The sequence below is a fragment of the Pseudomonas sp. E1BtOHC1 genome (assembly GCF_058744285.1).
This window is the reverse complement of record NZ_CP196023.1, coordinates 6,440,357-6,463,473: the sequence shown is the minus strand read 5'-3', so window position 1 is coordinate 6,463,473 and position 23,117 is coordinate 6,440,357. Positions and strand designations below refer to the sequence as shown.

19 protein-coding genes are annotated in these 23,117 nt (G+C 63.5%); 9 read left to right on the top strand and 10 right to left on the bottom strand.

The genetic code is table 11. The annotated features are described in order from the left end of the window. The first annotated feature begins 38 nt into the window (after positions 1–38). The 7 genes from treP to tadA all read left to right on the top strand — a co-directional run bounded on the left by treP (position 39) and on the right by tadA (position 9,469). Positions 39–1,481, top strand: coding sequence for a PTS system trehalose-specific EIIBC component (treP, locus tag ACSSVC_RS29155; protein ID WP_123724683.1), 1,443 nt, complete (start codon positions 39–41; stop codon positions 1,479–1,481). 60 nt (positions 1,482–1,541) lie between these two features. Continuing rightward, complete coding sequence (gene treC, locus ACSSVC_RS29150) at positions 1,542–3,188, top strand: alpha,alpha-phosphotrehalase (RefSeq protein WP_492611776.1); 1,647 nt, start codon at positions 1,542–1,544, stop codon at positions 3,186–3,188. Between the two features lie 109 nt (positions 3,189–3,297). After that, on the top strand, positions 3,298–4,521 hold the full coding sequence (locus ACSSVC_RS29145; RefSeq protein WP_346633974.1) for a maltoporin: 1,224 nt from the start codon (positions 3,298–3,300) through the stop codon (positions 4,519–4,521). A gap of 60 nt (positions 4,522–4,581) precedes the next feature. Beyond that, entirely contained in the window at positions 4,582–7,113 is a 2,532-nt protein-coding gene (gene ptsP / locus ACSSVC_RS29140; protein ID WP_492611775.1) for a phosphoenolpyruvate--protein phosphotransferase, read from the top strand. A gap of 2 nt (positions 7,114–7,115) precedes the next feature. Beyond that, entirely contained in the window at positions 7,116–7,406 is a 291-nt protein-coding gene (locus ACSSVC_RS29135) for a PTS sugar transporter subunit IIB (RefSeq protein ID WP_404937581.1), read from the top strand. 198 nt (positions 7,407–7,604) lie between these two features. Continuing rightward, positions 7,605–8,981: a multicopper oxidase family protein gene (locus ACSSVC_RS29130; RefSeq protein WP_404937580.1), complete on the top strand. Its 1,377-nt coding sequence runs from the start codon at positions 7,605–7,607 to the stop codon at positions 8,979–8,981. Beyond that, positions 8,981–9,469, top strand: coding sequence for a tRNA adenosine(34) deaminase TadA (gene tadA / locus ACSSVC_RS29125; RefSeq protein ID WP_103741932.1), 489 nt, complete (start codon positions 8,981–8,983; stop codon positions 9,467–9,469). The genes ACSSVC_RS29130 and tadA overlap by 1 nt, the downstream gene beginning before the upstream one ends. Before the next feature lie 143 nt (positions 9,470–9,612). On the opposite strand, the gene cmoB is transcribed toward tadA, so the two are convergent. The 5 genes from cmoB to lon all read right to left on the bottom strand — a co-directional run bounded on the left by cmoB (position 9,613) and on the right by lon (position 15,089). Further along, complete coding sequence (gene cmoB / locus ACSSVC_RS29120; protein WP_346633978.1) at positions 9,613–10,569, bottom strand: tRNA 5-methoxyuridine(34)/uridine 5-oxyacetic acid(34) synthase CmoB; 957 nt, start codon at positions 10,567–10,569, stop codon at positions 9,613–9,615. After that, positions 10,566–11,309 carry a carboxy-S-adenosyl-L-methionine synthase CmoA gene (gene cmoA / locus ACSSVC_RS29115; RefSeq protein WP_346633979.1) on the bottom strand — a complete coding sequence of 248 codons (744 nt, stop codon included), beginning with the start codon at positions 11,307–11,309 and terminating at the stop codon, positions 10,566–10,568. The genes cmoB and cmoA overlap by 4 nt, the downstream gene beginning before the upstream one ends. A 170-nt stretch (positions 11,310–11,479) precedes the next feature. Continuing rightward, positions 11,480–12,115: a lysoplasmalogenase gene (locus ACSSVC_RS29110; protein ID WP_404937578.1), complete on the bottom strand. Its 636-nt coding sequence runs from the start codon at positions 12,113–12,115 to the stop codon at positions 11,480–11,482. Between the two features lies 1 nt (position 12,116). Continuing rightward, positions 12,117–12,509 carry a protease inhibitor I42 family protein gene (locus ACSSVC_RS29105; protein ID WP_346633981.1) on the bottom strand — a complete coding sequence of 131 codons (393 nt, stop codon included), beginning with the start codon at positions 12,507–12,509 and terminating at the stop codon, positions 12,117–12,119. 159 nt (positions 12,510–12,668) lie between these two features. After that, positions 12,669–15,089: an endopeptidase La gene (lon, locus tag ACSSVC_RS29100; RefSeq protein WP_346633982.1), complete on the bottom strand. Its 2,421-nt coding sequence runs from the start codon at positions 15,087–15,089 to the stop codon at positions 12,669–12,671. 402 nt (positions 15,090–15,491) lie between these two features. Here lon and ACSSVC_RS29095 point away from each other — a divergent pair, with 402 nt between their 5' ends. Then, on the top strand, positions 15,492–17,834 hold the full coding sequence (locus ACSSVC_RS29095; RefSeq protein ID WP_346633983.1) for a putative bifunctional diguanylate cyclase/phosphodiesterase: 2,343 nt from the start codon (positions 15,492–15,494) through the stop codon (positions 17,832–17,834). 46 nt (positions 17,835–17,880) lie between these two features. On the opposite strand, the gene ACSSVC_RS29090 is transcribed toward ACSSVC_RS29095, so the two are convergent. Beyond that, a complete protein-coding gene (locus ACSSVC_RS29090; protein ID WP_346633984.1) occupies positions 17,881–18,312 on the bottom strand; it encodes a HEAT repeat domain-containing protein in 432 nt (143 codons plus the stop codon). Positions 18,313–18,516: 204 nt separating this feature from the next. After that, complete coding sequence (locus ACSSVC_RS29085; protein ID WP_346633985.1) at positions 18,517–19,134, bottom strand: LuxR C-terminal-related transcriptional regulator; 618 nt, start codon at positions 19,132–19,134, stop codon at positions 18,517–18,519. Positions 19,135–19,280: 146 nt separating this feature from the next. Here ACSSVC_RS29085 and ACSSVC_RS29080 point away from each other — a divergent pair, with 146 nt between their 5' ends. Further along, the gene (locus ACSSVC_RS29080) at positions 19,281–20,939 is read left to right on the top strand and encodes an ATP-binding response regulator (RefSeq protein ID WP_492611774.1); all 1,659 of its coding nucleotides are present in this window, start codon (positions 19,281–19,283) and stop codon (positions 20,937–20,939) included. On the opposite strand, the gene ACSSVC_RS29075 is transcribed toward ACSSVC_RS29080, so the two are convergent. The 3 genes from ACSSVC_RS29075 to ACSSVC_RS29065 form a co-directional block, all read right to left on the bottom strand. Continuing rightward, on the bottom strand, positions 20,917–21,564 hold the full coding sequence (locus tag ACSSVC_RS29075; protein WP_404937576.1) for a carboxypeptidase-like regulatory domain-containing protein: 648 nt from the start codon (positions 21,562–21,564) through the stop codon (positions 20,917–20,919). The two genes, ACSSVC_RS29080 and ACSSVC_RS29075, sit on opposite strands and share 23 nt — an antisense overlap. Positions 21,565–21,669: 105 nt before the next feature. After that, a complete protein-coding gene (locus tag ACSSVC_RS29070) occupies positions 21,670–21,963 on the bottom strand; it encodes a hypothetical protein (RefSeq protein ID WP_123724667.1) in 294 nt (97 codons plus the stop codon). A 232-nt stretch (positions 21,964–22,195) separates the two neighbouring features. Then, positions 22,196–22,516 (bottom strand): hypothetical protein, encoded by a 321-nt coding sequence (locus ACSSVC_RS29065; RefSeq protein ID WP_492611773.1) that lies wholly within the window; start codon positions 22,514–22,516, stop codon positions 22,196–22,198. Positions 22,517–23,117: the final 601 nt, after the last annotated feature.

The following is a 23,117-nucleotide window of genomic DNA, read 5'->3' as shown; positions in this document are numbered from 1 at the left end:
TGCTGCCAATAACAAAAATCTCAGGTGGAAGAACAAGCATGAGCCACGACTATTCAATAATCGCCAGCGAGTTGCTGCACAGCCTCGGTGGCGCCGACAACCTCGAACAGGCGGCCCATTGCGTGACCCGCCTGCGCCTGGCCCTCAAGGACCCGAGCCTCGTCGACAGCGCCACACTCAACCAGATCGATCTGGTCAAGGGTTCGTTCTTCACCGGTGGCCTGTTCCAGGTGGTGATCGGCCCTGGCGAGGTAGAGAAGGTCTACGCGGCCCTGCGAGAACAGACGGGCCTTGCGGTTTCCACCATTGCCGACGTGAAGCAGAAGGGCGCGGAAAAGACCAACGCCATGCAGCGTCTGGTGCGGGTGTTCTCCGATGTGTTCATGCCCATCCTGCCGGCCCTGATCATCGCGGGCCTGCTGATGGGGGTGAACAACCTGCTGGGCGCCAAGGGCATGTTCATCGAGGGCAAGACCCTGCTTGAGGCTTACCCGGGGCTGGATGGGCTCTGGAGCCTGATCAACCTGATGGCCAACACCTCTTTCGTATTCCTGCCGGCCCTGGTGGGCTGGTCGGCGGCCAAGCGCTTTGGTGGCAGCGAGATCCTCGGCATTGTCCTGGGGCTGATGCTGGTGCACCCCGACCTGCTCAATGCCTGGAACTATGGCAAGGCTGTGGCCGGGCTGGACGGCCAGAGCCTGCCGTACTTCGATATCTTCGGTCTGTTCCAGATCGAGAAGGTCGGCTACCAGGGGCAGATCCTGCCGATCCTGCTGGCGGCCTATGTGATGAGCGTGATCGAAAAGTGGCTGCGGGCCCGGGTGCCCAACGCCATCACCCTGCTGGTGGTGCCCATCACGACCATCGTGGTCACCGGCGTACTGGCCCTGGCGATCATCGGGCCCGTGACCCGGCACCTGGGGATCCTCATCACCGAAGGCGTGGTCACCCTGTTCGACCTGGCTCCCGTGCTCGGGGGCGCCATTTTCGGCCTGCTCTACGCACCACTGGTGATCACCGGCATGCACCACATGTTCCTGGCCGTCGACCTGCAACTGATCGCCACCCAGGGCGGCACCTTCATCTGGCCGATGATCGTCATGTCCAACCTGGCCCAGGGCAGCGCGGCCCTGGCGGTATTCACCATGAGCCGCAATGCTCGTGATCGCAGCATGGCCTCGACCTCGGCGATTTCCGCCTACTTCGGCATCACCGAGCCGGCGATGTTCGGCGTCAACCTGCGCTACAAGTTTCCCTTCTACGCCGCGCTGATCGGCTCGGCCCTGGGCAGCATCTTCCTCTCGCTGAACAAGGTCCAGGCCTCGGCCATCGGCGTCGGTGGGCTGCCGGGGTTCATTTCGATCATTCCCCAGTACATCCCGACGTTCGTCATTGGCATGGTCATCGCCCTGGTGGTGCCCTTTGTCCTGACCTGCGGCCTGAGCCTGAAGATCATCCGCCCCGGCTACCGAGTGGCCTGACCGGCCTTGTAGGCGCCGGCTCGCCGGCGAACGCCCTCGCACTTTCCAAAGGATTCCCCCATGCAAGACTGGCAGCGTTCGGTGATCTACCAGATCTACCCGAAAAGTTTTCACAGCCACCAAGGCCAGGCCACCGGTGACCTGCTGGGGGTGGTGGACAAGCTCGACTACCTGCACTGGCTGGGGGTCGACTGCCTGTGGCTGACCCCGTTCCTGCGCTCGCCGCAACGGGACAACGGCTATGACATCAGCGACTACTACGCCATCGATCCCAGCTACGGCAGCATGGCCGACTGCGAGCTGCTGATCGCCGAAGCCGGCAAGCGCGGGATCAAGCTGATGCTGGATATCGTGGTCAACCACACCTCCATCGAGCACGCCTGGTTCCAGCAGGCCCGCAGCAGCCTGGACAACCCCTACCGGGATTTCTACATCTGGCGCGATGAGCCCAACAACTGGGAATCCAAGTTCGGCGGCTCCGCCTGGGAATGCGAGGCCCAGACCGGGCAGTACTACCTGCACCTGTTCGATCACACCCAGGCCGACCTCAACTGGGACAATCCCCAGGTGCGTGCTGAAGTCTTCAAGATGATGCGCTTCTGGCGCGACAAGGGCGTTGGCGGCTTCCGCCTCGATGTGATCAACCTGATCTCCAAGCCGGCGGATTTCCCCGAGGATCAGAGCGACGGCCGCCGCTTCTATACCGACGGCCCCAACGTGCACCAGTACCTGCAGGAAATGCATCGGGAAGTGTTCGCCGGGCACGATCTGGTGAATGTCGGCGAGATGTCCTCCACTCGCCTGGAGCACTGCATCCGTTACTCGCATCCGGAGTCGAAGGAGCTGTCGATGACCTTCAACTTCCATCACCTGAAGGTGGACTACCCCAACCAGCAGAAGTGGCTGCGGGCCGATTTCGACTTCCTCGAACTCAAGCGCATCCTCTCCGACTGGCAAACCGGCATGCAGGCCGGTGGCGGCTGGAATGCGCTGTTCTGGTGTAACCACGACCAGCCGCGGGTGGTCTCGCGTTTTGGCGACGACGGCGAGCATCGGGTAGTGTCGGCGAAGATGCTGGCCACCGCGCTGCACCTGCTTCAGGGCACGCCTTTCATCTACCAGGGCGAAGAACTGGGCATGACCAATCCGCACTTCGAGCGGATCGAGCAGTATCGCGATGTCGAGACCCTGAATATCCACCGCCTCAAGCGCGAGGCCGGTGAAGAGCCGCAGGCCATCATGGCGGCGATCCAGCAGAAGTCCCGGGACAACGGGCGCACGCCGATGCAGTGGAATGCCGGGGTCAATGCCGGTTTCAGCAGCGCCGAGCCCTGGATCGGGATACCGGCCAATGCCAGCCAGATCAATGTCGAGGCACAACTGGACGACGAAGATTCGGTGCTGCATCACTATCGCCGGCTGATTGCCTTGCGTCGTCACGAGGCGCTGATCCAGCACGGCCTTTATCGCCAGTTGTTGCCCGAGCATGGGCAGATCTGGGCCTATGTGCGTGAAGGCGACGGCGAACGCCTGCTGGTGGTGAACAACTTCTACGGCTCGCCGTGTGAGGTCGAGTTGCCGGAAGCGGTGATCAGCGCCGGCATGCAACAGCGTCTGCTGATCAGCAACTACCCGGACCACGAGCCGCGCAGCCAGCACTTGCACCTGCGGCCTTACGAGTCCTTCGTCCTGCACCTGACCCTGTAGGAGCCGGCTTGCCGGCGAACCGGGCCAGGCGATCTTTCTGGCCCAGGCATTCGCCGCCAAACCGGCTCCGACGAATCCAAACATCACAATAAAAATAATGGGGTGGCTTATGAAAACAACAATAAATCGCGGTCTGGCGGCGTCTTGCCTGTGCCTGGCATTGCCGTTACCGGCCCAGGCCCTGGAGTTTGCCGGGTACCTGCGCAGCGGTCTTGGCACCTCGGTGAACAGTGGCTCGCAGTCTTGCTTCCAGTTGCCCGGCGCGCAGTCCAAGTACCGTCTGGGCAACGAGTGTGAACAGTACGCCGAGCTTGAGCTGCGCCAGGACCTGTACACCCTGGAAGACGGCTCGGTGCTCAGCGTCGACGGCATGGCTTCGCTCTACAACCGCTACGACCGCAACCTGACCTTCCAGGGCGAGAACGGCTCGGCGCGCATGCCGCAGATGTACGCCCAGTGGTCGAACCTGCCCAGCCTCAATGGCGGCTCGTTGTGGGCCGGGCGCCGTTACTACAAGCGTAACGACATCCATATTTCCGACTTCTACTACTGGAACCAGAGCGCCACCGGCGGCGGGGTCGAGGACGTGCGCATCGGCGATCTGAAATACAGCTACGCCTTTTCCCGCAAGGACAACCTCTACCAGAAGCAGGCCGTGAGCCGTCACGACTTCAACGTTGCCGGTTTCCAGACCAATCCCGGCGGCGAGCTGGAGCTGGGCCTGAGCTACCTGGAAAAGCCCGATCGCCGTGGTGTCCACAATGGCTGGGCGATTACCACCCAGCATGTGCAGAAGGACTTTTTCGGCGGCAAGAACAAACTGGCCCTGCAATACGGTGAGGGTCCCGGTACCGGCCTGGGCTACACCGGCAATCCCTACCTGGATGACGGCAACAAGAGCTATCGCCTGGTGGAGTTCTTCGACTGGCAGGTCACCCCGCGCTTCGGTGGCCAGGTAGAGGCGGTCTATCAGAAGGACATTCGCCCCGACGGCCAGGACCAGAACTGGATCTCCCTGGGCGTGCGCCCGGCCTATGCCATCACCGAGCAGTTCAAGCTGGTGACCGAGTTTGGTCACGATCAGGTGGAGGCGCCGGGAGGCACCCGCAAACTCAGCAAGTTCACCTTCGCGCCTACCTGGTCACCCAAGGGGCCAGACTTCTGGGCCCGGCCGGAAGTGCGCCTGTACTACACCTATGCCAGCTGGAACGAGGCCGCCAAGCGCGCGGCCAACGAACTGGCGGCCGGTTCCGCGCTGTCCGACAGCGGTGTGTTCGGCACCGCCCGTCACGGTGCGAACGTCGGTTTGCAGGTCGAGTACTGGTGGAAATAAGCGATGCTGTCGGGGCTCGCGCTCCATCGGCACTTCAAGGAATCATTAGCAGGTGACGTCATGGCCATAACCCAACCCTTGCAATTGCTCGCGCCCCTGTCCGGGATGCTGCTGCCCCTGGACCAGGTTCCGGACCCGGTGTTTTCCAGCCGGGTGATCGGTGACGGGCTGTGCATCGACCCGACTTCCCAGACCCTCTGTGCGCCTCTGTCCGGGGTCGTCAGCAACCTGCAACACAGTGGCCATGCGGTGAGCATCACCGGTGAACAGGGCCAGCAGGTGCTGATGCACATCGGGCTGGACACGGTAAACCTGGCGGGCAAGGGCTTCATCTGTCTGGTGGAGGAGGGGCAGCAGGTCTCGGCAGGCCAGCCACTGATCGAGTTCGATGCTGATTATCTGGCCCAGCACGCGCGCAGCCTGTTGACCCTGATGCTGGTGGTCAGTGGCGAGGCGGTGACGGGGCTGGTGTCCGGCAGCCTGCTGGTGGAGCTGGGACAGCCGCTGTTGCAGATCGAGCCCGCCTCCGCGAAGGAGGTCGCCGAGGACGCTGAAGCTGAGGCGCTGTTTTCCAAACCGCTGATCCTGGGCAACCCCCAGGGGCTGCACGCACGTCCGGCGGCGTTGCTGGCCCAGGCCGCCAAGGGCTTTGCCGCGAACATCTGCCTGCACCGGCGCCAGGACTCGGCCAACGCCAAGTCCCTGGTGTCGATCATGGCGTTGCAGACGGTGCAGGGCGATGTCTTGCAGGTCAGTGCTGCGGGTGCGGATGCCGAGCGGGCGATCCAGGTTCTGGTGGAGCTGTTGGCTTCGGGTTGTGGCGAAAAGGTCAGTGCTGTGGCGCCGAGTCCTGCGCCGGTAGCGGCGCGGGATGAGTCGCTGGAGACGGTTCTGCGGGGTGTCTGTGCGTCACCGGGTTCGGCGGTCGGTCAGGTGCTGCAGGTGGCTGAGCAGCGCCTGCAGATAAGGGAGTTGGCGGCGAACCCGCAGCAGGAGCGCGAAGTCCTTGAGCGGGCCTTGCGGGAGGCGGTCCGGGGCCTGCAACAGCTGCGGGACAATGCCCCGGGTGAAGCGCAGCAGGAAATCTTCCGTGCCCACCAGGAACTCCTCGACGACCCGAGCCTGTTGGAGCAGGCCGAAGCCCTGATCGTCAGCGGCAAGAGTGCTGCCTTTGCCTGGAACAGCGCCATCGAGGTCACCGCCGAGCTGTTCAAGGGCCTGGGTAGTACGCTGCTGGCTGAGCGCGCGGTGGATCTGGCGGACGTCGGCCAACGGGTGCTCAAGCTGATTCTCGGGGTGCAGGAGCATGCCCTGAGCTTGCCGGACCAGGCGATTCTGATTGCCGAGCAACTGACGCCCTCGCAGACCGCCAGCCTGGACACCAGCAAGGTGCTGGGATTTGTCACGGTGGGCGGTGGCGCCACCAGCCATGTGGCGATCCTCGCCAGGGCCCTGGGCCTGCCGGCGATCTGTGGCGTGTCTTCCCGAGTCCTGTCCCTGGCCAACGGCTCCCGGGTTCTGCTGGATGCCGATCGCGGCGAACTGCATACGGACCCGGACCCGCAACGCCTGCAGCAACTGGAGTCCCTGCGTCAGCAGCAACGCCTGCGCCAGCGTCAGCATCTGGCCCAGGCGGCGCAACCGGCGGTGACCCGCGATGGTCATCATCTGGAGGTAACGGCCAATATCGCGTCTCTGGCGGAGGCCGAGCAGGCAATGAGCCTGGGAGGCGAAGGCGTCGGCCTGTTGCGTTCGGAGTTCCTCTACCAGGACCGCAGCCACGCCCCCAGCCCCGAGGAGCAGGCCGAAACCTATCGAGCCATTGCCCAGGCCTTGGGGCCGACGCGCAATCTGGTGGTGCGGACCCTGGACGTGGGTGGCGACAAGCCTCTGGCTTATGTGCCCATGGACAGCGAGGTCAACCCCTTTCTCGGCTTGCGGGGTATCCGCCTGTGCCTGGAGCGTCCCGAACTGCTGCGCGAGCAGTTCCGGGCGATTCTCGCCAGCGCTGGGCAGGCTCGCCTGCACATCATGTTGCCGATGGTCAGCCAACTGGCGGAGCTGCGTCAGGCGCGGCAGCTACTGGATGACGAGGTTCGGGCCCTGGGTCTGGCGGAGCGGCCCAAGTTGGGCATCATGATCGAGGTGCCTTCGGCGGCCTTGATGGCGGACCGCTTCGCTCCGGAGGTGGACTTCTTCTCCATTGGCACCAACGACCTGACCCAATACACCCTGGCCATGGACCGTGATCATCCGCGTCTGGCCAGTCAGGCCGACAGCTTCCATCCGTCGGTGCTGCGCCTGATCGCGCGAACGGTGCAGGCTGCCCATGCCCACGGCAAGTGGGTCGGCGTCTGTGGCGCACTGGCTTCCGAGACCCTGGCGGTGCCGCTGTTGCTGGGCCTGGGAGTGGACGAACTGTCGGTGAGCGTGCCGCTGATCCCCGCCATCAAGGCCCGGGTACGGGAGCTGGACCTGAGCGAGTGCCAGGCCCTGGCGGCGCGGATCATCGATCTGGAAGACGCGGTACAGGTACGCGAATACCTGCAACAGCAGCAAGTCGCAGCCGACTCACTGGTTCTGGAGAACTGAAGATGTTCGAGAAATTGCAACGGGCGTTCTGGAAGGCCCTGACTCCGGATCTGGTGCCTGATCAGCCGAAGGCCCCCAAGGCCAACGGCAGTGTTCTGAATGACGCGATGCTGGCGGCACTGGGTGGCAGCGCCAACATCAAGAGCCAGCAACCACTGGCCCTGACCCGCTTGCGCCTGGAGCTGCATGATCCGCAGTTGCTGGACAGCAGCGCCCTGCGAGTGGCTGGGGTGCCGGCGGTGATGCCCCTGGCCGGTGGCGTGGTGCATCTGCTGTTGGGATTGCAGGGCTGAGGGGCTTCTTCGCCGGCAAGCCGGCTCCTACGAGAGCGGCGGGCTTGCCAGCGAGCAGATGCTCGAAAATACCCCACGTTTCCCCGTCCTGCCTGCGTCCGGTCGCCACGCCGGCCTTACTGTTTCTCAACTGCGGGTGTATCGTATTCGCCTTTTGCGGGCCTGGGTCCGCCGCAGATACGTGAGGTAGTTGAGTCCATGTCCTTTACCCGTCGACAAATACTCGGTGGTCTGGCCGGTCTGGTAGTGGTGGGCGTGGGAGCGGGTGGCGCCTCGCGTTACTGGCTGGGGAAAATGGCTGACGCTGAAGCGGGCCACGACTACGAGCTGATTGCCGCGCCCCTGGATGTGGAGCTGGTGCCGGGGCACAAGACCGAGGCCTGGGCCTTCGGACCATCGGCACCGGGTACCGAGCTGCGGGTACGTCAAGGCGAGTGGCTGCGGGTACGTTTTATCAACCACCTGCCCGTGGCCACCACCATCCACTGGCACGGCATCCGCCTGCCCCTGGAAATGGACGGCGTGCCTTACGTCTCGCAACTGCCGGTGCTGCCCGGCGAATACTTCGACTACAAGTTCCGCGTACCGGATGCCGGCAGCTACTGGTATCACCCCCATGTGAACAGCAGTGAAGAACTGGGCCGTGGCCTGGTGGGCCCGCTGATCATCGAAGAACGCGAACCCACCGGCTTCCAGTACGAGCGCACCCTGAGCCTGAAAAGCTGGCACGTGGATGAAGAGGGCGCATTCTTGCCCTTCAGCATTCCTCGGGAGGCGGCGCGAGGCGGTACCGCCGGGCGCCTGTCCACCATCAACGGCGTGTCCCAGGCGGTGATCGACCTGCCGGCCGGGCAGATCACCCGGGTGCGCCTGCTCAACCTGGACAACACCCTGACCTACCGCATCAACATTCCGGATGTCGAAGCACAGATCTATGCGCTGGACGGTAACCCCATCGAGCCGCGGCCCTTGGGCAAGGAATACTGGTTGGGCCCGGGCATGCGCATCTGCCTGGCGATCAAGGCGCCGGCAGCGGGGGAGGAACTGTCCTTGCGTAACGGGCCGGTGCGCCTGGGCACGTTGCGCTCGGTGGCCAACACTGATGCACCTACTACCTGGCCACCGGCCCTGCCGGCCAACCCGGTGGCCGAGCCGGATCTCGACAACGCCGAGAAGCTCAACTTCAATTTCGAGTGGGTTGGCTCGGTTTCGGTGAACCTGGACAATGGCAAGCCGCCCAGCCTGTGGCAGATCAACGGCAAGGCCTGGGACATCACCGACAAGACCTGCGCCGACCGCCCGATTGCCACGCTGAAAAAGGGCAAGAGCTACATTTTCGAATTGAAGAACATGACCCAGTACCAACACCCGATCCACTTGCACGGCATGAGCTTCAAAGTCATCGCCTCGAACCGCAAGAAGATCACTCCGTATTTCACCGACACCTACCTGCTGGGCAAGAACGAACGTGCCCGCGTGGCGCTGGTGGCGGATAACCCCGGGGTCTGGATGTTCCACTGCCACGTGATCGACCACATGGAAACCGGCCTGATGGCCGCCATCGAGGTGGTGTGATGCGTCAGATACGCCCGGCGCCGATCATCGACCGCAGTCGCGACCAGGACTTCATGCGCGAAGCCCTGGCCCTGGCCGCCCAAGGCGCCGCCCTGGGGGAAGTGCCGGTGGGCGCGGTGCTGGTACTGGATGGGCAGATTATCGGCCGCGGCTACAACTGCCCCATCAGCGGCAGTGACCCTAGCGCCCACGCCGAGATGGTGGCGATCCGCGCGGCGGCCCAGGCGCTGAGCAATTACCGGCTGCCTGGCAGCACCCTGTACGTGACCCTGGAGCCTTGCAGCATGTGCGCCGGGCTGATCGTCCATTCGCGCATTGCCCGAGTGGTGTACGGCGCCCTGGAACCCAAGGCCGGCATCGTGCAGAGCCAGGGCCAGTTCTTCACCCAGGGTTTCCTCAATCATCGAGTGCTGTACGAGGGCGGGGTATTGGCCGAAGAGTGCGGTACGGTGTTGAGCGAGTTCTTCAAGGCGCGTCGAGCGCGCTGAGCGCAAACCGGTTCGCGGCCTACACCAAACCGTAGGAGCCGGCTTGCCGGCGAAGAGGCCCTTTAGCCTCGCACCGCTTTGGCGGGCGCCTTCGCTGGCAAGCGGAACGCCGCCCGGCCAGCTCCTACAGGGTGAGGGCGGCGTTATTTTTTGGCGACAATCACCGCGCGCATCGGCGCCGGCAGGCCTTCGATGGTCTTGCTGTGGTCGTTGGGATCGAGGAAGTCGCTGAGGGACTGGTACTTCATCCACTCGGTACCGCGCTGCTCCTCGACGCTGGTCACGCTGACATCCACGCACCGCACGTCGCTGAACCCGGCGCGGCGCAACCACAGTTCCAGAGCCGGCACCGACGGCAGGAACCACACGTTGCGCATCTGCGCGTAGCGGTCTTCCGGCACCAGTACCTGATGCTGATCGCCTTCCACCACCAGGGTTTCCAGCACCAGTTCGCCGCCCTTGACCAGACAGTCCTTCAACGCCAGCAGGTGCTCGATGGGCGAGCGGCGGTGGTAGAACACCCCCATGGAAAACACCGTGTCGAAGCCTTCCAGGTTGGCCGGCAGATCTTCGAAGGGGAACGGCAGGTGCCACACCGAAGGCTCCGACAAGTAGCGCTGCACCGCCTGGAACTGGCAGAAGAACAGCCAGTTGGGGTCGACACCGATCACGCTGTGGGCGCCGGCGCCGAGCATGCGCCACATGTAGTAGCCATTGCCGCAGCCGACATCGAGGATGCGCTTGCCTTCAAGGTTCAGGTGCGGGGCGACCCGGGACCATTTCCAGTCCGAGCGCCATTCGGTGTCCACGTGCACGCCGAACAGATCGAACGGCCCCTTGCGCCATGGCGACAGGCCCATCAGCGCAGTACGCATCTGCGCTCGGGTGGCGTCATCGCAATCGGTGTCCAGGCGCAGGCCATTGATCAGGTCGACTTCGCTGGGCTGGATCTTCGGCAGCGCATCCAGGGCGCTCTGCCAGCGCTCCAGGTCGCCATGGCCCTTTTCCATCTTGGTATCGAGCTGGGCTTGCAGGCCGTTGGCCCATTCGGCCAGGGGCGTGCCCGCCAGACGGCGAGCGAGGGGGGACAGATCAATCATGGCAGGGCAATCAACGAGGCAAAATTAAGACACTGGAACCACGGCACGACTTTCGAGAACCCAGCGGCCAGCAGGCGTTCGCGGTGTTCTTCGAGACTGTCGGGCTTCATGACGTTTTCGATGGCGCTGCGCTTCTGGGCAATTTCCAGTTCGCTGTAGCCGTTGGCGCGTTTGAAGGCGATGTGCAGGTCGGTGAGCAGGGCGTGTTCCTCGGTGTCGTTGAAGCGCAGCTTCTCCGAGAGGATCAGCGCGCCGCCGGGCAGCAGCGACTGGCGGATGCGCCCGAGCAGGGCCAGGCGCTGCTCGGGGGCGATGAACTGCAGGGTGAAGTTCAAGGCCACCACCGAGGCCGGCTGGAACTCCAGGGCCAGGATATCGCCTTCGATCACCTGCACCGGCAGCAGCTCCTGGAACATCGAGTCCTGGCCGTTGAGGTATTCCCGACAGCGCTCGACCATGGCCGCCGAATTGTCCACGGCGATGACCCGGCAACCGTCGGTGCGCACATGGCGGCGCAAGGCCTGGGTCACCGCGCCCAGGGATGAGCCCAGGTCGTAGAGCACGCTGTTGGGCTGGGCGAACTGCGCTGCCAGTACCCCGAGGTTCTCGACAATGGTCGGGTAACCCGGCACCGAGCGCTTGATCATGTCCGGGAACACCCGCACCACATCCTCGTTAAAGGCGAAGTCGGGCACCTGGGCCAGGGGCTGGGCGAATAGGCGGTCGGGTTCTTTGCTCACGGCGGTTCCGGCGATGGAGATAAAAAGAGGGCGGCATTGTAGCCGCTGGCGCCGCTTGCGATAAGGCCCGAAGGGCCTTCAGGGGGGCGAGGGCGACACAAGGTGTGGTGCTGTTCGCCGGCAAGCCGGCCCCTACAGATTGTAGGGACCGGCCTGTCGGCGAAGGTGGGTCAGCGCGGCTTCTGGCTGAATGCCGAAGCGGCAATGCCCCACTGGCCCAGCCAGTAGAAAATGATGATCAGGTAGGGCGCGGCATCGAAGGCCACCACGAAGCGGCTGATGCCGATCAGGCTGTCGGAGAAGGCGAAGCTCAGGGCGCCCACTGCGGCCAGGGCCGCCGAGCGCGTGGGCACTGTCGAGCCCAGGCGTGCCAGGGCCCGCCAGAGCATGGCGCTGATGGTCAGGGCGTAGACGATTACCGGGATCAGCAACGGGCCCAGGCCGTGGGAAATCAGGATGCTCAATAGCACCGCGCCAATGGCCAGTGCCACCAGCAAGGGCAGCAGCGCCGGGCGCCGGCAGTCACTGAGATAAGCCTTGAGGTAGGCCAGGTGCGCCACCAGAAACGCCCCGAGGCCGAACACGAACAGGTCCGAGGGCCATGCCAGCAGCACGTCCCCCAGCACCGAGAACAACAGACCGATGATGATCCAGCGGCGATAGTCCCCCGGCGGCGCATCGTGCAACCAGCCCAGCAGTGCCAGAACCGGCAGCGGCTTGACCAGCAGGCAGAGCAGCGTGGCATGCACGCTCACCCCGTAGATGAAGGTGGCGGCGCCCATTAGCGCAAGAATCAGCCAGCCCATCTCAGTTGACCGTGATCGAGCAGTCGAAGGCTTTCACCGGTGCTTCTTCCGGTGCCCAGGGTTGCTGATAGGTCAGTAGCAGCCGGCCCTGGCCGCTGGCGAAAGCCTGGAAACGCCAGGTGGATTGACCACCGCTGCCCACCAGGCCGGTATTCTCGGGATTGCTGTAGACCTCGGGGCTGACCTTGCGCAGGATGCCGCCGGCCGAATCCTGGATCGCCCAGCGATAGCCAGTGGTGGGATTGCTGGGCAGGGTCAGGGTCAGGGTTTGCCCGTTGTGCAATTGCAGGGGGCACTGGCTCTGGTTTTCTACGGTGACGTTTTGCTTGGGTTGGCTGGCGCAGGCGGCCAGCAGGGCGAAGCTGAGCAGGGCAAGAAGGCGGGGTGCGGGCATGGGTCAGGAAGCTCCGATCATTCGTGACGAACGGCGAGCATAACTGAAGATGATGGGCGGTGTGGGGTGGGGATGGAGGTTGGCGGTTATGACCTCTTCGCCGGCAAGCCGGCTCCTACACGGGACAACCTGTAGGAGCCGGCTTGCCGGCGAAGGGATTTAGAACAGCACTTTGGCCACGTCGGCAAAACGCTTGGCGAAATGCACGGTGATGCCTTCCTTGAGGTAGTCCGGCAGTTCCTCGAAATGCCCGCGGTTGGGTTCCGGCAGGATCAGCTCGTGGATCTTCTGCCGCCGCGCGGCGATGACTTTCTCGCGCACCCCACCAATGGGCAGCACGTGGCCGGTGAGGGTCAGCTCGCCGGTCATGGCCACGCCTTTTTTCGGCGGCTGGTTGCGCGCCAGAGACAGCAGGGCGCTGGCCATGGTCACCCCGGCACTCGGGCCATCCTTGGGCGTGGCGCCTTCAGGAACGTGCAGGTGGACGAAGGCTTCGTCGAAGAACTTGCTGTCGCCACCGAACTGCTTGAGGTGCGAACTGACGTAGCTGTAGGCGATCTCCGCCGACTCTTTCATCACGTCACCCAGTTGCCCGGTGAGCTTGAAGCCGCGGTTGTGGGTGTGAATCCGCGTCGCCTCGATGGGCAGGGTCGCGCCGCCCATGCTGGTCCAGGCCAGGCCGGTGATGACCCCGGTGCCACTCAGGACCTGCTCGTTGCGGAACACCGGCATGCCCAGGGAAGCTTCCAGGTCCTTTGGCCCGATCTTGATGTTTGCATCCGGCTCGTCCAGCAGCTTGACCACCGCCTTGCGCACCAGCTTGCCCAGCTGTTTCTCCAGTTGGCGCACCCCGGCTTCCCGGGCGTAACTGTCGATCACCGTGCGCAGGGCACTGTCGCTGATGCTCAGGCTGCTCTTGGCCACACCGGCTTTCGCCAACTGCTTGGGCCACAGGTGGCGCTTGGCGATGGCGAGTTTTTCCTCGGTGATGTAACCCGACAGGCGAATCACTTCCATGCGGTCGAGCAGCGGGCCGGGGATTGAATCCAGGGTGTTGGCGGTGCACACGAACAGCACCTTGGACAGGTCCATGCGCAGGTCCAGGTAATGGTCGAGGAAGTCGACGTTCTGCTCCGGATCGAGGGTCTCCAGCAGGGCCGAGGCCGGGTCGCCCTGGTAGCTTTGGCCCATCTTGTCGATCTCGTCGAGCATGATCACCGGGTTCATCACCTCCACTTCCTTGAGGGCCTGCACCAGCTTGCCCGGCTGGGCGCCGATGTAGGTGCGGCGGTGGCCCTTGATCTCGGCTTCATCGCGCATGCCGCCGACGCTGAAGCGATAGAAGGGGCGCCCCAGGGATTCGGCGATGGACTTGCCAACGCTGGTCTTGCCAACGCCGGGCGGGCCCACCAGCAGCACGATGGAGCCGCTGATCTCACCCTTGTAGGCGCCCACCGCGAGGAACTCGAGGATGCGGGTCTTGATGTCGTCAAGCCCGGCGTGGTGCTGGTCCAGCACCTTGCGCGCGTGCTTGAGGTCGAGCTTGTCGGCGCCGTACACACCCCAGGGCACGGCGGTGGCCCATTCCAGGTAATTGCGCGTTACGGCGTATTCCGGCGAACCGGTTTCGAGGATCGACAGCTTGTTCATCTCCTCGTCGATGCGCTTCTGCGCCTGTGGTGGCAGGACCTTGCCGTTCAGGCGTTGCTCGAACTGTTCCAGGTCGGCGCTGCGGTCGTCCTTGGTCAGCCCCAGCTCCTGCTGGATCACCTTGAGCTGTTCCTTGAGGAAAAACTCGCGCTGGTGCTCGCCGATCTTGCGGTTGACCTCGGCGGAGATCTCTTTCTGCAGACGCGCGACCTCGACTTCCTTGCGCAGCATCGGCAGGACTTTTTCCATGCGCTTGAGCATCGGCACGCAGTCCAGCACTTCCTGCAGGTCGTTGCCGGTGGCGGAGGTCAGGGCGGCGGCGAAGTCGGTCAACGGCGAAGGGTCGTTGGGGCTGAAGCGGTTGAGGTAGTTCTTCAGTTCTTCGCTGTACAGCGGATTGAGCGGCAGCAGCTCCTTGATCGCGTTGATCAGCGCCATGCCGTAGGCCTTGACCTCGTCGGTGGGTTCGCTGGGCTGGTGCGGGTATTCGACTTCCACCAGATAGGGCGGACGGTGGTGCTTGAGCCAGGTGCGGATGCGGACCCGGGTCAGGCCCTGGGCGACGAATTGCAGCTTGCCGTTCTCGCGGCTGGCGTGGTGGACCTTGACCAGGGTGCCGTACTCCGGCAACGCGGATGTGTCGAAGTGGCGAGGGTCGTCCTGGGGCGTGTCCATGAAAAACAGCGCAAGGGAGTGGTGGTCGGATTGGCTCACCAGTTCCAGGGTTTCGGCCCAGGGTTCTTCGTTGACGATCACCGGCAGCACTTGCGCCGGGAAGAAGGGTCGATTGTGAATCGGGATGATGTAGACCTTGTCCGGCAGATTCTGCCCGGGCAGGGCCAGGCCGGTGCCATGGGCACTGGGCTGTTCGGTATTTTCCGGATCGACGTACTCACGTGGATCTTCGGGAAATGCTTGCTGGTCGCTCATGAAGGCTCCTGCGCGATGGGCTATGCAGGTTAGATGGGGCAGGTCACGGCAGGTTTCAATGGGAAACTGGTTTCAGCTTTTTTCCGAGCGCTCCTCAACTCCCCTTGGGGCTAAGTCCAGACGCGTCGAGTGGACGTTGTGGAGGTATTTGACGGCTTTGACGGATATCAAATGTCAATAAAATGACTGCGTGATCACCTGTTTTATTGCGTGATCTTCTGTAGTTAGAGGATTAATCTGAGTGTCCGGAATGCCGGAATGAAGATGGCATTTATTTGACGCACGCATTCAGCTTCTCAGAGGGATGGGTATGAAGAACGGATTTTTCAGCTCCCGGCGGCCGTCACCCGCGCTGGTACTTTCCCGGCTCGGCGGGCGATCGGAGTGGATGAGAGCAGCCCTATGAAGTGGCGCCTAACCTTTCAGGCAAGGATTGTCGGGGTGCTGGCGCTGTTGCTGTTGGTACTGATTGGCGCGGTGTATTTCGCGGTGAAGACTGCCACCACCCAGGCAGTGGAGAAGCAGGCGCAACTGCAATTGAAGATCGGCACTCGAGTGTTCGAGCGCCTGCTGGACCTGCGGGGCCGCAACCTGCAATACGGTGTCGACTGGCTGGTGGTGGATTCGGAGTTTCGTCGTGCTGTGGTCAGCGGCAAACCGGTGGACATTCTTGCGTCCCTGGCCCAGCACCGTGGGGGCATCCGTTCCAGCGAGATGTTCGTGCTCAGCCCCGAGGGGCGAGTCATCGCCAGCACTCTGGCGGAGATTGCCCGGGACCAGCCTTTTCCCTACGACCGGGCGCTGCGTCGAGCGCTGCGGCACAACACCCACATGCTGTTCGTTGCGATCAAGGGCCGTCCCTATCTGCTGGTGCAAGGCGAAGTGTTGGAGTCGCTGCCCATTGCCCGGGTAGTGATGGGCTTTCCCATGGACGAGCTGTTCGCCCGGGAACTGCGTTCCATGAGCAACCTTGAAGTGTCATTCCTGACCGTCGACGGCGAGCACCCCGGAGAGTTGTTCAGCACCCAGCCGGAGTTCTTCTGGTCACCGATCATCAATGTCCTGCGTGATTCTTTGTGGCAGTCCCTGCCGCAGATGAGCGAAGCCCATGGCCAGCGCTTTCTCAACCAGGCACTGCAACTGGCCAATACCGGGGATGCCGACGATCCGCGGGTCATGGCCTTGCTGCAAAGTCCTCTGGAACAAGCACTGCAAGCCTTCGCGCCACTGGACCGGGAGTTCCTGTGGATCGCCATGGTGGCGCTGGTGATTTCCCTGGCCTTCGCCCTGCTGATGGCTCGGCGGGTTTCGAGGCCTCTGGAAGACCTGGCCCAGGCCGCCCGACGCATCGGTGCCGGCAACTATCAGGCCACGGTGGCCATCAAGCGCAGCGACGAATTCGGCGTGCTGGCCGATGCCTTCAACGCCATGCAAAGTGCCATTGCCACCCGTGAGCGGCAACTGGCCCACAACGCCCTGCATGACGCCCTGACCGGGCTGCCGAATCGGGCTCTGGCCATCGAGCGTCTGAGCCAGGCCATCGCTGCCCGGCGCAATGTGGTGTTGCTGTACCTGGGGATCGACAACTATCGGGCGATCAACGAAGGCTTCGGCACTGAAGGGCTGGAGCAGATGATGAGGGAGCTGAGCCGGCGGCTGCGTGAAGTGCTGTCCCAGGGCGATACCGCCGCGCGGATCACCGCCAGCGAGTTTCTCCTGCTGCTGGAAAACACCGAGCTCGATGGCGCCATTGCCATGGCCGACCGCCTCCATGGCTTGTTGAGCCGACCCCAGCTGATCCAGGGCGATGAGGTGCGGCGCCAGATCTGCATGGGCATGGCGGTGTATCCCGTCGACGGCAAGTCCGCCGAAGAATTGATCAGCCGTGCGGCGATCGCCCGCCACGATGCATCGCTCAACCCCGGTTACCTGCAGGTCTACCAGCAAGACCGCGACCTGGCTCATCAGCGGCAGATCAGCTTGATCCGTGATCTGCGTCGTGCCGCCGCCGAAGGCGAACTGTTCCTGCTGTATCAGCCCAAGCTGGATCTGCGTCGAGATTACCTGCACCAGGCCGAGGCTCTGCTGCGCTGGCAGCATCCGGTGTTCGGCGTGGTGTCGCCGGCGGAGTTCATTCCCCTGGCCGAGCGGACCGGCAGCATGCACAGCCTGACCTCCTGGGTCATCGAGGCTTGTATTCGCCAGTTGGCGGAGTGGAGTCGCCGGGCTTTGCCGGTGCGCCTGTCGCTGAATATCTCCGCCAGCGACCTGGAGGACGACGGCCTGGAAGTCCGGGTCAGCGAGTGCCTGGAGCGCTATCAGGTGGCCGCCGAGCAACTGGTGTTCGAGATCACCGAGAGCGCCATCATGCGCCATCCGGAACAGTCGCTGGCGGTGCTGCAGCGCTTGCGTGGCTGCGGCATCAGTCTGTCGGTGGATGATTTTGGAACCGGCTATTCGTCCCTGGCCCAGTTGCAGCGTCTACCGGTGCAGGAGCTGAAGATCGACCAGTCCTTTATCCGCAACCTGGACGAAACCAGCGGTGATGCGGTAATCGTGCGCTCGACCATCGAAATGAGCCACAAGCTGGGACTCAAGGTGGTGGCTGAAGGGGTGGAGTTCGAGCATTGCCTGAAACTGCTGGAGAGCTGGGGCTGTGACACGGTTCAGGGCTACCTGATCAGCCGGCCGTTGCCCACCGAGGCTTTCGAGCGTTGGCTGTTGCGTTCACGGGTGTCCAGCTGAAGGGACTGGATGGCCGGCGGGGAGCCGGCATCCAGGTTGGGGGCTTTCAGAGGGTGGCCGACTCGGCCTTGGTCAGCAGGCTTTGCAGCTCCGGCTCGATGCCTTCTTCACTGAGGTTGTCCATGATTTCCAGGATACAGGGCGCATAGCGCTGCTCGATGGCGGCTTGCGCCCAGTCCAGCTCATAGACCGCCATGACTCGCACATCCAGGTAAGGCGAGTCTGCCAGCAGGCGTTTCAACAACGCGATGGCGGGTGCGGTTCGCAACTCGCCCAGGGAGACGGCGCAGCGGTGCTGCCAGTACTCGGGCCGGGACAGCAGTGTCTCGCCGAGTCGTTGCCATTGCGCCGGGGTAAAGGCGTGAAGCACGCCCTTGGCCACCTGTTCGGTGGTGTATTCGTTCCAGTTGGTGGCTTCCGAGTCACCGAACCAGTGGTGCAACCGATCAAATAATTCATCACGTTTATCCGTATTCATGATGTGTTTCTCCTGCGTGGGGCGGCCGCGCCAGCACGCTGTTCCTGGCGTGCCGCCCAATGCCATGGCGTTTATACAGGCGTGCCAGGACCGATGCTGCCTCATTTATGCCTGGCTTCCCAGTGTTAAAGGTGCAACCGGGTCAAACGGCCGGTGCAGCGCCGGAGGCGATTCTTTGGCATTGGTGCGCGAGCCTGTCCCGGATTACCAGGCCCCGGCGAACTTCACCGCAGCCGCTGCCCGGGAGGGCACCTTCAGGGTGTGCAGCAGGGACGAGACATGGATGCGCACGGTGAACGGCGAGATATCCAGCTCCCGGGCGATTTCCTTGTTGGTCTTGCCCTGGGCGATCAGGCGCAGCACCTCTTGCTGGCGGTTGGTCAACTGGCTGATCTCGGCGCAGGCATCCAGGGGCAGCAGCAAGCCGGAAGGGGCGTACTTGACCACCACTTCGCCCTGGCGAATGGCCAGGATTGCCTGGCCGATCTCCTCCGGGCTGATGCTCTTGCCGATAAAGCCGTCGGCGCCGGCGGCCATGACTTCGCCGATCAGGTCCTGGTTGTCCACCATCGATACCACGATGATCGAGGTTCGGGGCAGCTGTCGGCGTAGGTCGGTAATCATGCTGACCGAGGTCAATCCGGGGAAACGCAGGTCGAGAATCAGCGAGTCCGGTTCCTCGCCGGTCAGGGCCAGGGTCAGCACCGCCGTCAGGTCGCCGGCCTCTTCGAGCACCGCCTCGGGTAGCAGGCGCTGGATGGTACGCAGCATGCCTTCGCGAAACAGCGGGTGGTCGTCAGCGACGATAATCCGGCATCTCATGTCTTGAAACTCCTTGAAACATCCAGTCCTGTGAGCATGCTAACGTGGGTCGCGGCGTTGTAACTGCCCGCTGGTCGTGTTCGATACGCTGTTTTGCAGAGCGGCAAAAGACCACGGTAGCGCCTATTGCACAAGGAGGTGATTGCATGAAAGTTGAGAAGGACAGCGAGCTCGATCAGGCCACCCTGCGGATTATCGTGGCCAGTTGTGCCCTGGTCTGGTTTGGTTTGATCGGCTTTCTGCCGGGGCAGAGTGTCGATACCTATGTGCCGGTGATGATCTACATTTCCCTGTTCTTGCTGGGTTCGATCATCCTGCGCGCGGCCATTGCCCGCTGGCCCGGGCACTACCCGGCGCGGCGCGTTTTGGGCATGGTCTACGACTACAGCGGCACCTGTTACGGACTGGTGGTGGGCGGGGAAGGGGCGCTGCCGATCTACGCGGTGATGGTCTGGGTGAACCTGGGCAATGGCATGCGCTTTGGCTCGCGCTACCTGGCCATCGCCACCGTTCTGGCGCAGTTCGCACTGTTCATGGTCTACCTGCTGACCCCCTATTGGCAGGCCCAGCCGTACATGGTGCTGATGCTGATGATCACCAGCACGGTGATTCCGGTGTACGCCCATATCCTGCTCAAGCGCACCCGCCTGGCTTCGGAAGAAGCCATCGCCGCGAACCTGGAAAAGTCCCGTTTCCTGGCCCAGGCCAGCCACGACCTGCGCCAGCCGATTCACTCCATCGGCCTGTTTACCGCTTGCTTGCGCGAGGCCAACCTGGGGGGGGAAGAGCGGCGCTTGGTGGACAACATCGACCGTTCGCTGCTCAACGTGTCGCAGTTGTTTCGTTCGATCCTCGACCTTTACACCCTGGACAACGGACGCGTGCAGCCCAAGTACGAAACCGTGCACCTGGGGGAGTTACTGCGGGACCTGGTGCGTCAGAACACCGAAGCGGCGCGCTGGGCCGGGGTCGAGCTGCGGTTGCGGCCTTGTGCCCATTGGGTGCGGGTCGACCCGGGGTTGCTGGCGACCATGGTGCAGAACGTGCTGTCCAACTGCTTCAAATACGCTGCGGAACGGCCAGTGCTGATTGGCGTGCGCCGGCGCGGCGAGGGCCTGGCTATCGTCATCTATGACCGGGGCCGGGGCATTGCAGAGGAGCATCTGCCGAAGATTTTCGATGAGTTCTACCGGGTCCGCCAGGTACGGGACAAGGACGTCGAAGGCGTCGGCCTGGGGCTGTCCATCGTCAAACGCCTGGGGCAGTTGACCGACCTGCAGGTGACGCTCCGCTCGCGGGTCGATCATGGTACTGCCGTCAGCCTGCATGGCTTGGTTCTGGCCGCGCCGCAGCGTTTGCACGGCCGTGACGAGGCGTTGCAGAGCGGCTTGCTGACCGGGTTGCGGGTCTGTCTGGTGGAAGATGACCGCAACGTCCTGCTGGCCACCTCGGCGCTGCTGGAACGCTGGGGCTGCGTGGTCCAGGCCGAGTCGAGCGGGGAAGATCTGCTGACCGACTGCGACATCATCGTCGCCGACTACGACCTGGGCACCCGCGCCTCGGGCATCGAGTGCATCGACAGCATCCGCCAGCAGCGGGGCTGGGAAGTGCCGGCCTTGATCATCACCGGACACGACCTCGAGAAAATCCACGCCGCTCTGCACGATCGCAACATCGCCATCCTCTCCAAGCCGGTGCACCCGGTGGAACTGCGGGGCACCTTGCGGGCCCTGCGCGAGGCGCCGATGGCGTCCAGTCACAGGGCCGTGACGCAAGGGGCTGCTACCAGGTCCGGCACGGGATAAGCAGGGGGTAGTTGGTCATGGTCAGCTTCTTGTTCTCGCCACTGGCGAGCTCGACGAAGTTGTCCAGCATGCCCGAGTACGAAGAGGTCGAACTGCGCTCGGTGTAGTAGTGAGTGGTCACCGGCCCGTAGTTGGTGTTGCTCTGGCCGGTGCCCACGTACTCGTTCCAGCGACTGGTGCCGTACACACTGTCCTGGCCCTGGACGAAGTACCGGCCCGGTTGCAGGCCCGTGAACTGGAAGATGCCGTTGCCGTTGGTCCGGGTCACCCGGTGCACGGCCACGGCCTCGGGGGCCATGCTCACCGGCGCGCCCTCGGGCTGGGACCTGCGCAAGTCATGCCAGGCCTGCAAGTGCGGGGTGACCGGGTAGAGATAGATCTCCACATTGCCGCTGTTCTCGATGCCGTCGTTGCCGACGATGCAGAACTTGCCGGTGAGCGTTGCGTTGCCGGGTTGCAGGGCGGCGCGCGCGGCCTGGGTATCGAAGGGGACGGTGGGGTACTGCACGGTGGGGATCTTTACCGGCGGGTATTCGTCCAGGGTTCGTCCCTGGCGCGGCGCGCAGGCACTCAAGGCACAGGCGAGCAGGACTGTGCCTGCCACCATGAGTAAGCGGGAGTTCATGGGTTCAGAACCTTTTGAAGAAGTTGCAATGTTCGCGCGACACAGCCCTGCCATGGCGCAGGTGCCGGTGTTCGCCGCGAACCTGGGTAGTCAGGGACTGCCGGCTTACTGCTTGGTGCACTGGGCGGGGAGCGCTACTGCGCCGCCCATGGTGGCGAAGGCGACCATGCCGCCGCTGGGCAATACGCAGTCATATTCGCCGTTGCTGGTGCTGGCGGTGAAGTAGGTCTGGGACGCGTCGCTGCGTACGTTCGAGACCGTGCTCACGGGCTTGCCGAGGGTGGTCTGGGCGCGGTTCTTGAGGTCGTCGTTGCTCGGTTTGGCGATGGCGCAACCGCCCAGGGCGAGGGCCAGGATGCTGAGCAGGGTGAGAGGACGGACACTGGAATGGAGTTTCATGATGAATCTTCCTTGGTGTTGTTGTGTTTTCAACGGCGCAGCCGCTCCCGACACCGCAGAACGGCGGTGTTGGGGGAGAGCGGGTGGTTGCTTGGCACTATATCGCCCGGGTGGGGGAGGGTCGATTAGCACAAATGGGCTAATGTCGCTTTGCAATTACGAGGCGCAGGGGGCGCGGGGATCAGGGCCGCTTGATGGGCCCGGCGGGGCGCTGCCGGGCCCGGATAAGGGGTCAGGTGAGCAGTTGTTCCTGCAGGCGCCGGCCTAGTACGTCGAGCAGGTCGCAGCCGTCGCGCAGGGGGATGACGCACAGCTGGGCGAAGTCCTGGAGCAGGGCAGGGTTGCTCTGCAGGTTGTCGTGGCTGGCGATGTTTTCCAGTAACTGGGTGGCCGCGCGGATGCGGTGGGCGGCGGCTTCGTGGAGGGCGTCCAGCGGGGCCTGGGTGTCTACCAGCAGGGTGGGGATGTTGTAGTCGTTGCTGGTTAATGGCATGTGACGGGAGTTGGACTCCGTCGCAGTTGTGTCGGGCTTCTTGGGTTTCACCTTTTTCATTTGATCGAGCTCCGGGTAGGCATGAGAGCTGCCAACGGCCTTCCTACGGGCTTGGGTGGCAGCCGCGCGCGGGGTAGGAATACCGAATACCCTTGGACTCGGCCACGCCGAAGCGTGCCCGCGCACGGCCGCCGCGGCTGATCTTACGGATGCGACAGATGCTCCGCAATCAGACGGGCGCTTATGCGCCAAGGGTTCTCGAAGGGTTCCTACGCCCTGTCACTGAATTTGCAATGACCCCCAGACCTTAAGGGCATCGTCTTGGAGGGACAAGGTGATGCAATTGGACGCGAGTTGTAGGAATTTTCGGTGATCGCGGTTTGAGGGGAAGGGGGGGAGGGTTTGCTCTTGATTGGTGGGGAAGCAGTCGTAAAACCGGGATCTTTTTGTGTACATATCCGTTGCTGCGGGTGTGGCGGCTGGCGGTTTCGCCCTTACGGCGAGTCCCTTTTTACAAACGCCTAAAAAGGAACCAAAAACGCTTGCCCCTCCATGGGCCCCTCGCTGAGGCTCGGGGTGCCCTCGCTCCGGCATTGCTCCGGGGGCCCGCCGCCAACCGGCCATCCATGGCCGGGTGGCGGCTAGCTCGGCATCCTTGCCG

Bases quoted from the DNA above. Each gene is read 5' to 3' on its own strand.
- treP (WP_123724683.1), top strand. From the start codon at position 39: ATGAGCCACGACTATTCAATAATCGCCAGCGAGTTGCTGCACAGCCTC.
- treC (WP_492611776.1), top strand. From the start codon at position 1,542: ATGCAAGACTGGCAGCGTTCGGTGATCTACCAGATCTACCCGAAAAGT.
- ACSSVC_RS29145 (WP_346633974.1), top strand. From the start codon at position 3,298: ATGAAAACAACAATAAATCGCGGTCTGGCGGCGTCTTGCCTGTGCCTG.
- ptsP (WP_492611775.1), top strand. From the start codon at position 4,582: ATGGCCATAACCCAACCCTTGCAATTGCTCGCGCCCCTGTCCGGGATG.
- ACSSVC_RS29135 (WP_404937581.1), top strand. From the start codon at position 7,116: ATGTTCGAGAAATTGCAACGGGCGTTCTGGAAGGCCCTGACTCCGGAT.
- ACSSVC_RS29130 (WP_404937580.1), top strand. From the start codon at position 7,605: ATGTCCTTTACCCGTCGACAAATACTCGGTGGTCTGGCCGGTCTGGTA.
- tadA (WP_103741932.1), top strand. From the start codon at position 8,981: ATGCGTCAGATACGCCCGGCGCCGATCATCGACCGCAGTCGCGACCAG.
- cmoB (WP_346633978.1), bottom strand. From the start codon at position 10,569: ATGATTGATCTGTCCCCCCTCGCTCGCCGTCTGGCGGGCACGCCCCTG.
- ACSSVC_RS29110 (WP_404937578.1), bottom strand. From the start codon at position 12,115: ATGGGCTGGCTGATTCTTGCGCTAATGGGCGCCGCCACCTTCATCTAC.
- ACSSVC_RS29105 (WP_346633981.1), bottom strand. From the start codon at position 12,509: ATGCCCGCACCCCGCCTTCTTGCCCTGCTCAGCTTCGCCCTGCTGGCC.
- lon (WP_346633982.1), bottom strand. From the start codon at position 15,089: ATGAGCGACCAGCAAGCATTTCCCGAAGATCCACGTGAGTACGTCGAT.
- ACSSVC_RS29095 (WP_346633983.1), top strand. From the start codon at position 15,492: ATGAAGTGGCGCCTAACCTTTCAGGCAAGGATTGTCGGGGTGCTGGCG.
- ACSSVC_RS29090 (WP_346633984.1), bottom strand. From the start codon at position 18,312: ATGAATACGGATAAACGTGATGAATTATTTGATCGGTTGCACCACTGG.
- ACSSVC_RS29085 (WP_346633985.1), bottom strand. From the start codon at position 19,134: ATGAGATGCCGGATTATCGTCGCTGACGACCACCCGCTGTTTCGCGAA.
- ACSSVC_RS29080 (WP_492611774.1), top strand. From the start codon at position 19,281: ATGAAAGTTGAGAAGGACAGCGAGCTCGATCAGGCCACCCTGCGGATT.
- ACSSVC_RS29075 (WP_404937576.1), bottom strand. From the start codon at position 21,564: ATGAACTCCCGCTTACTCATGGTGGCAGGCACAGTCCTGCTCGCCTGT.
- ACSSVC_RS29070 (WP_123724667.1), bottom strand. From the start codon at position 21,963: ATGAAACTCCATTCCAGTGTCCGTCCTCTCACCCTGCTCAGCATCCTG.
- ACSSVC_RS29065 (WP_492611773.1), bottom strand. From the start codon at position 22,516: ATGAAAAAGGTGAAACCCAAGAAGCCCGACACAACTGCGACGGAGTCC.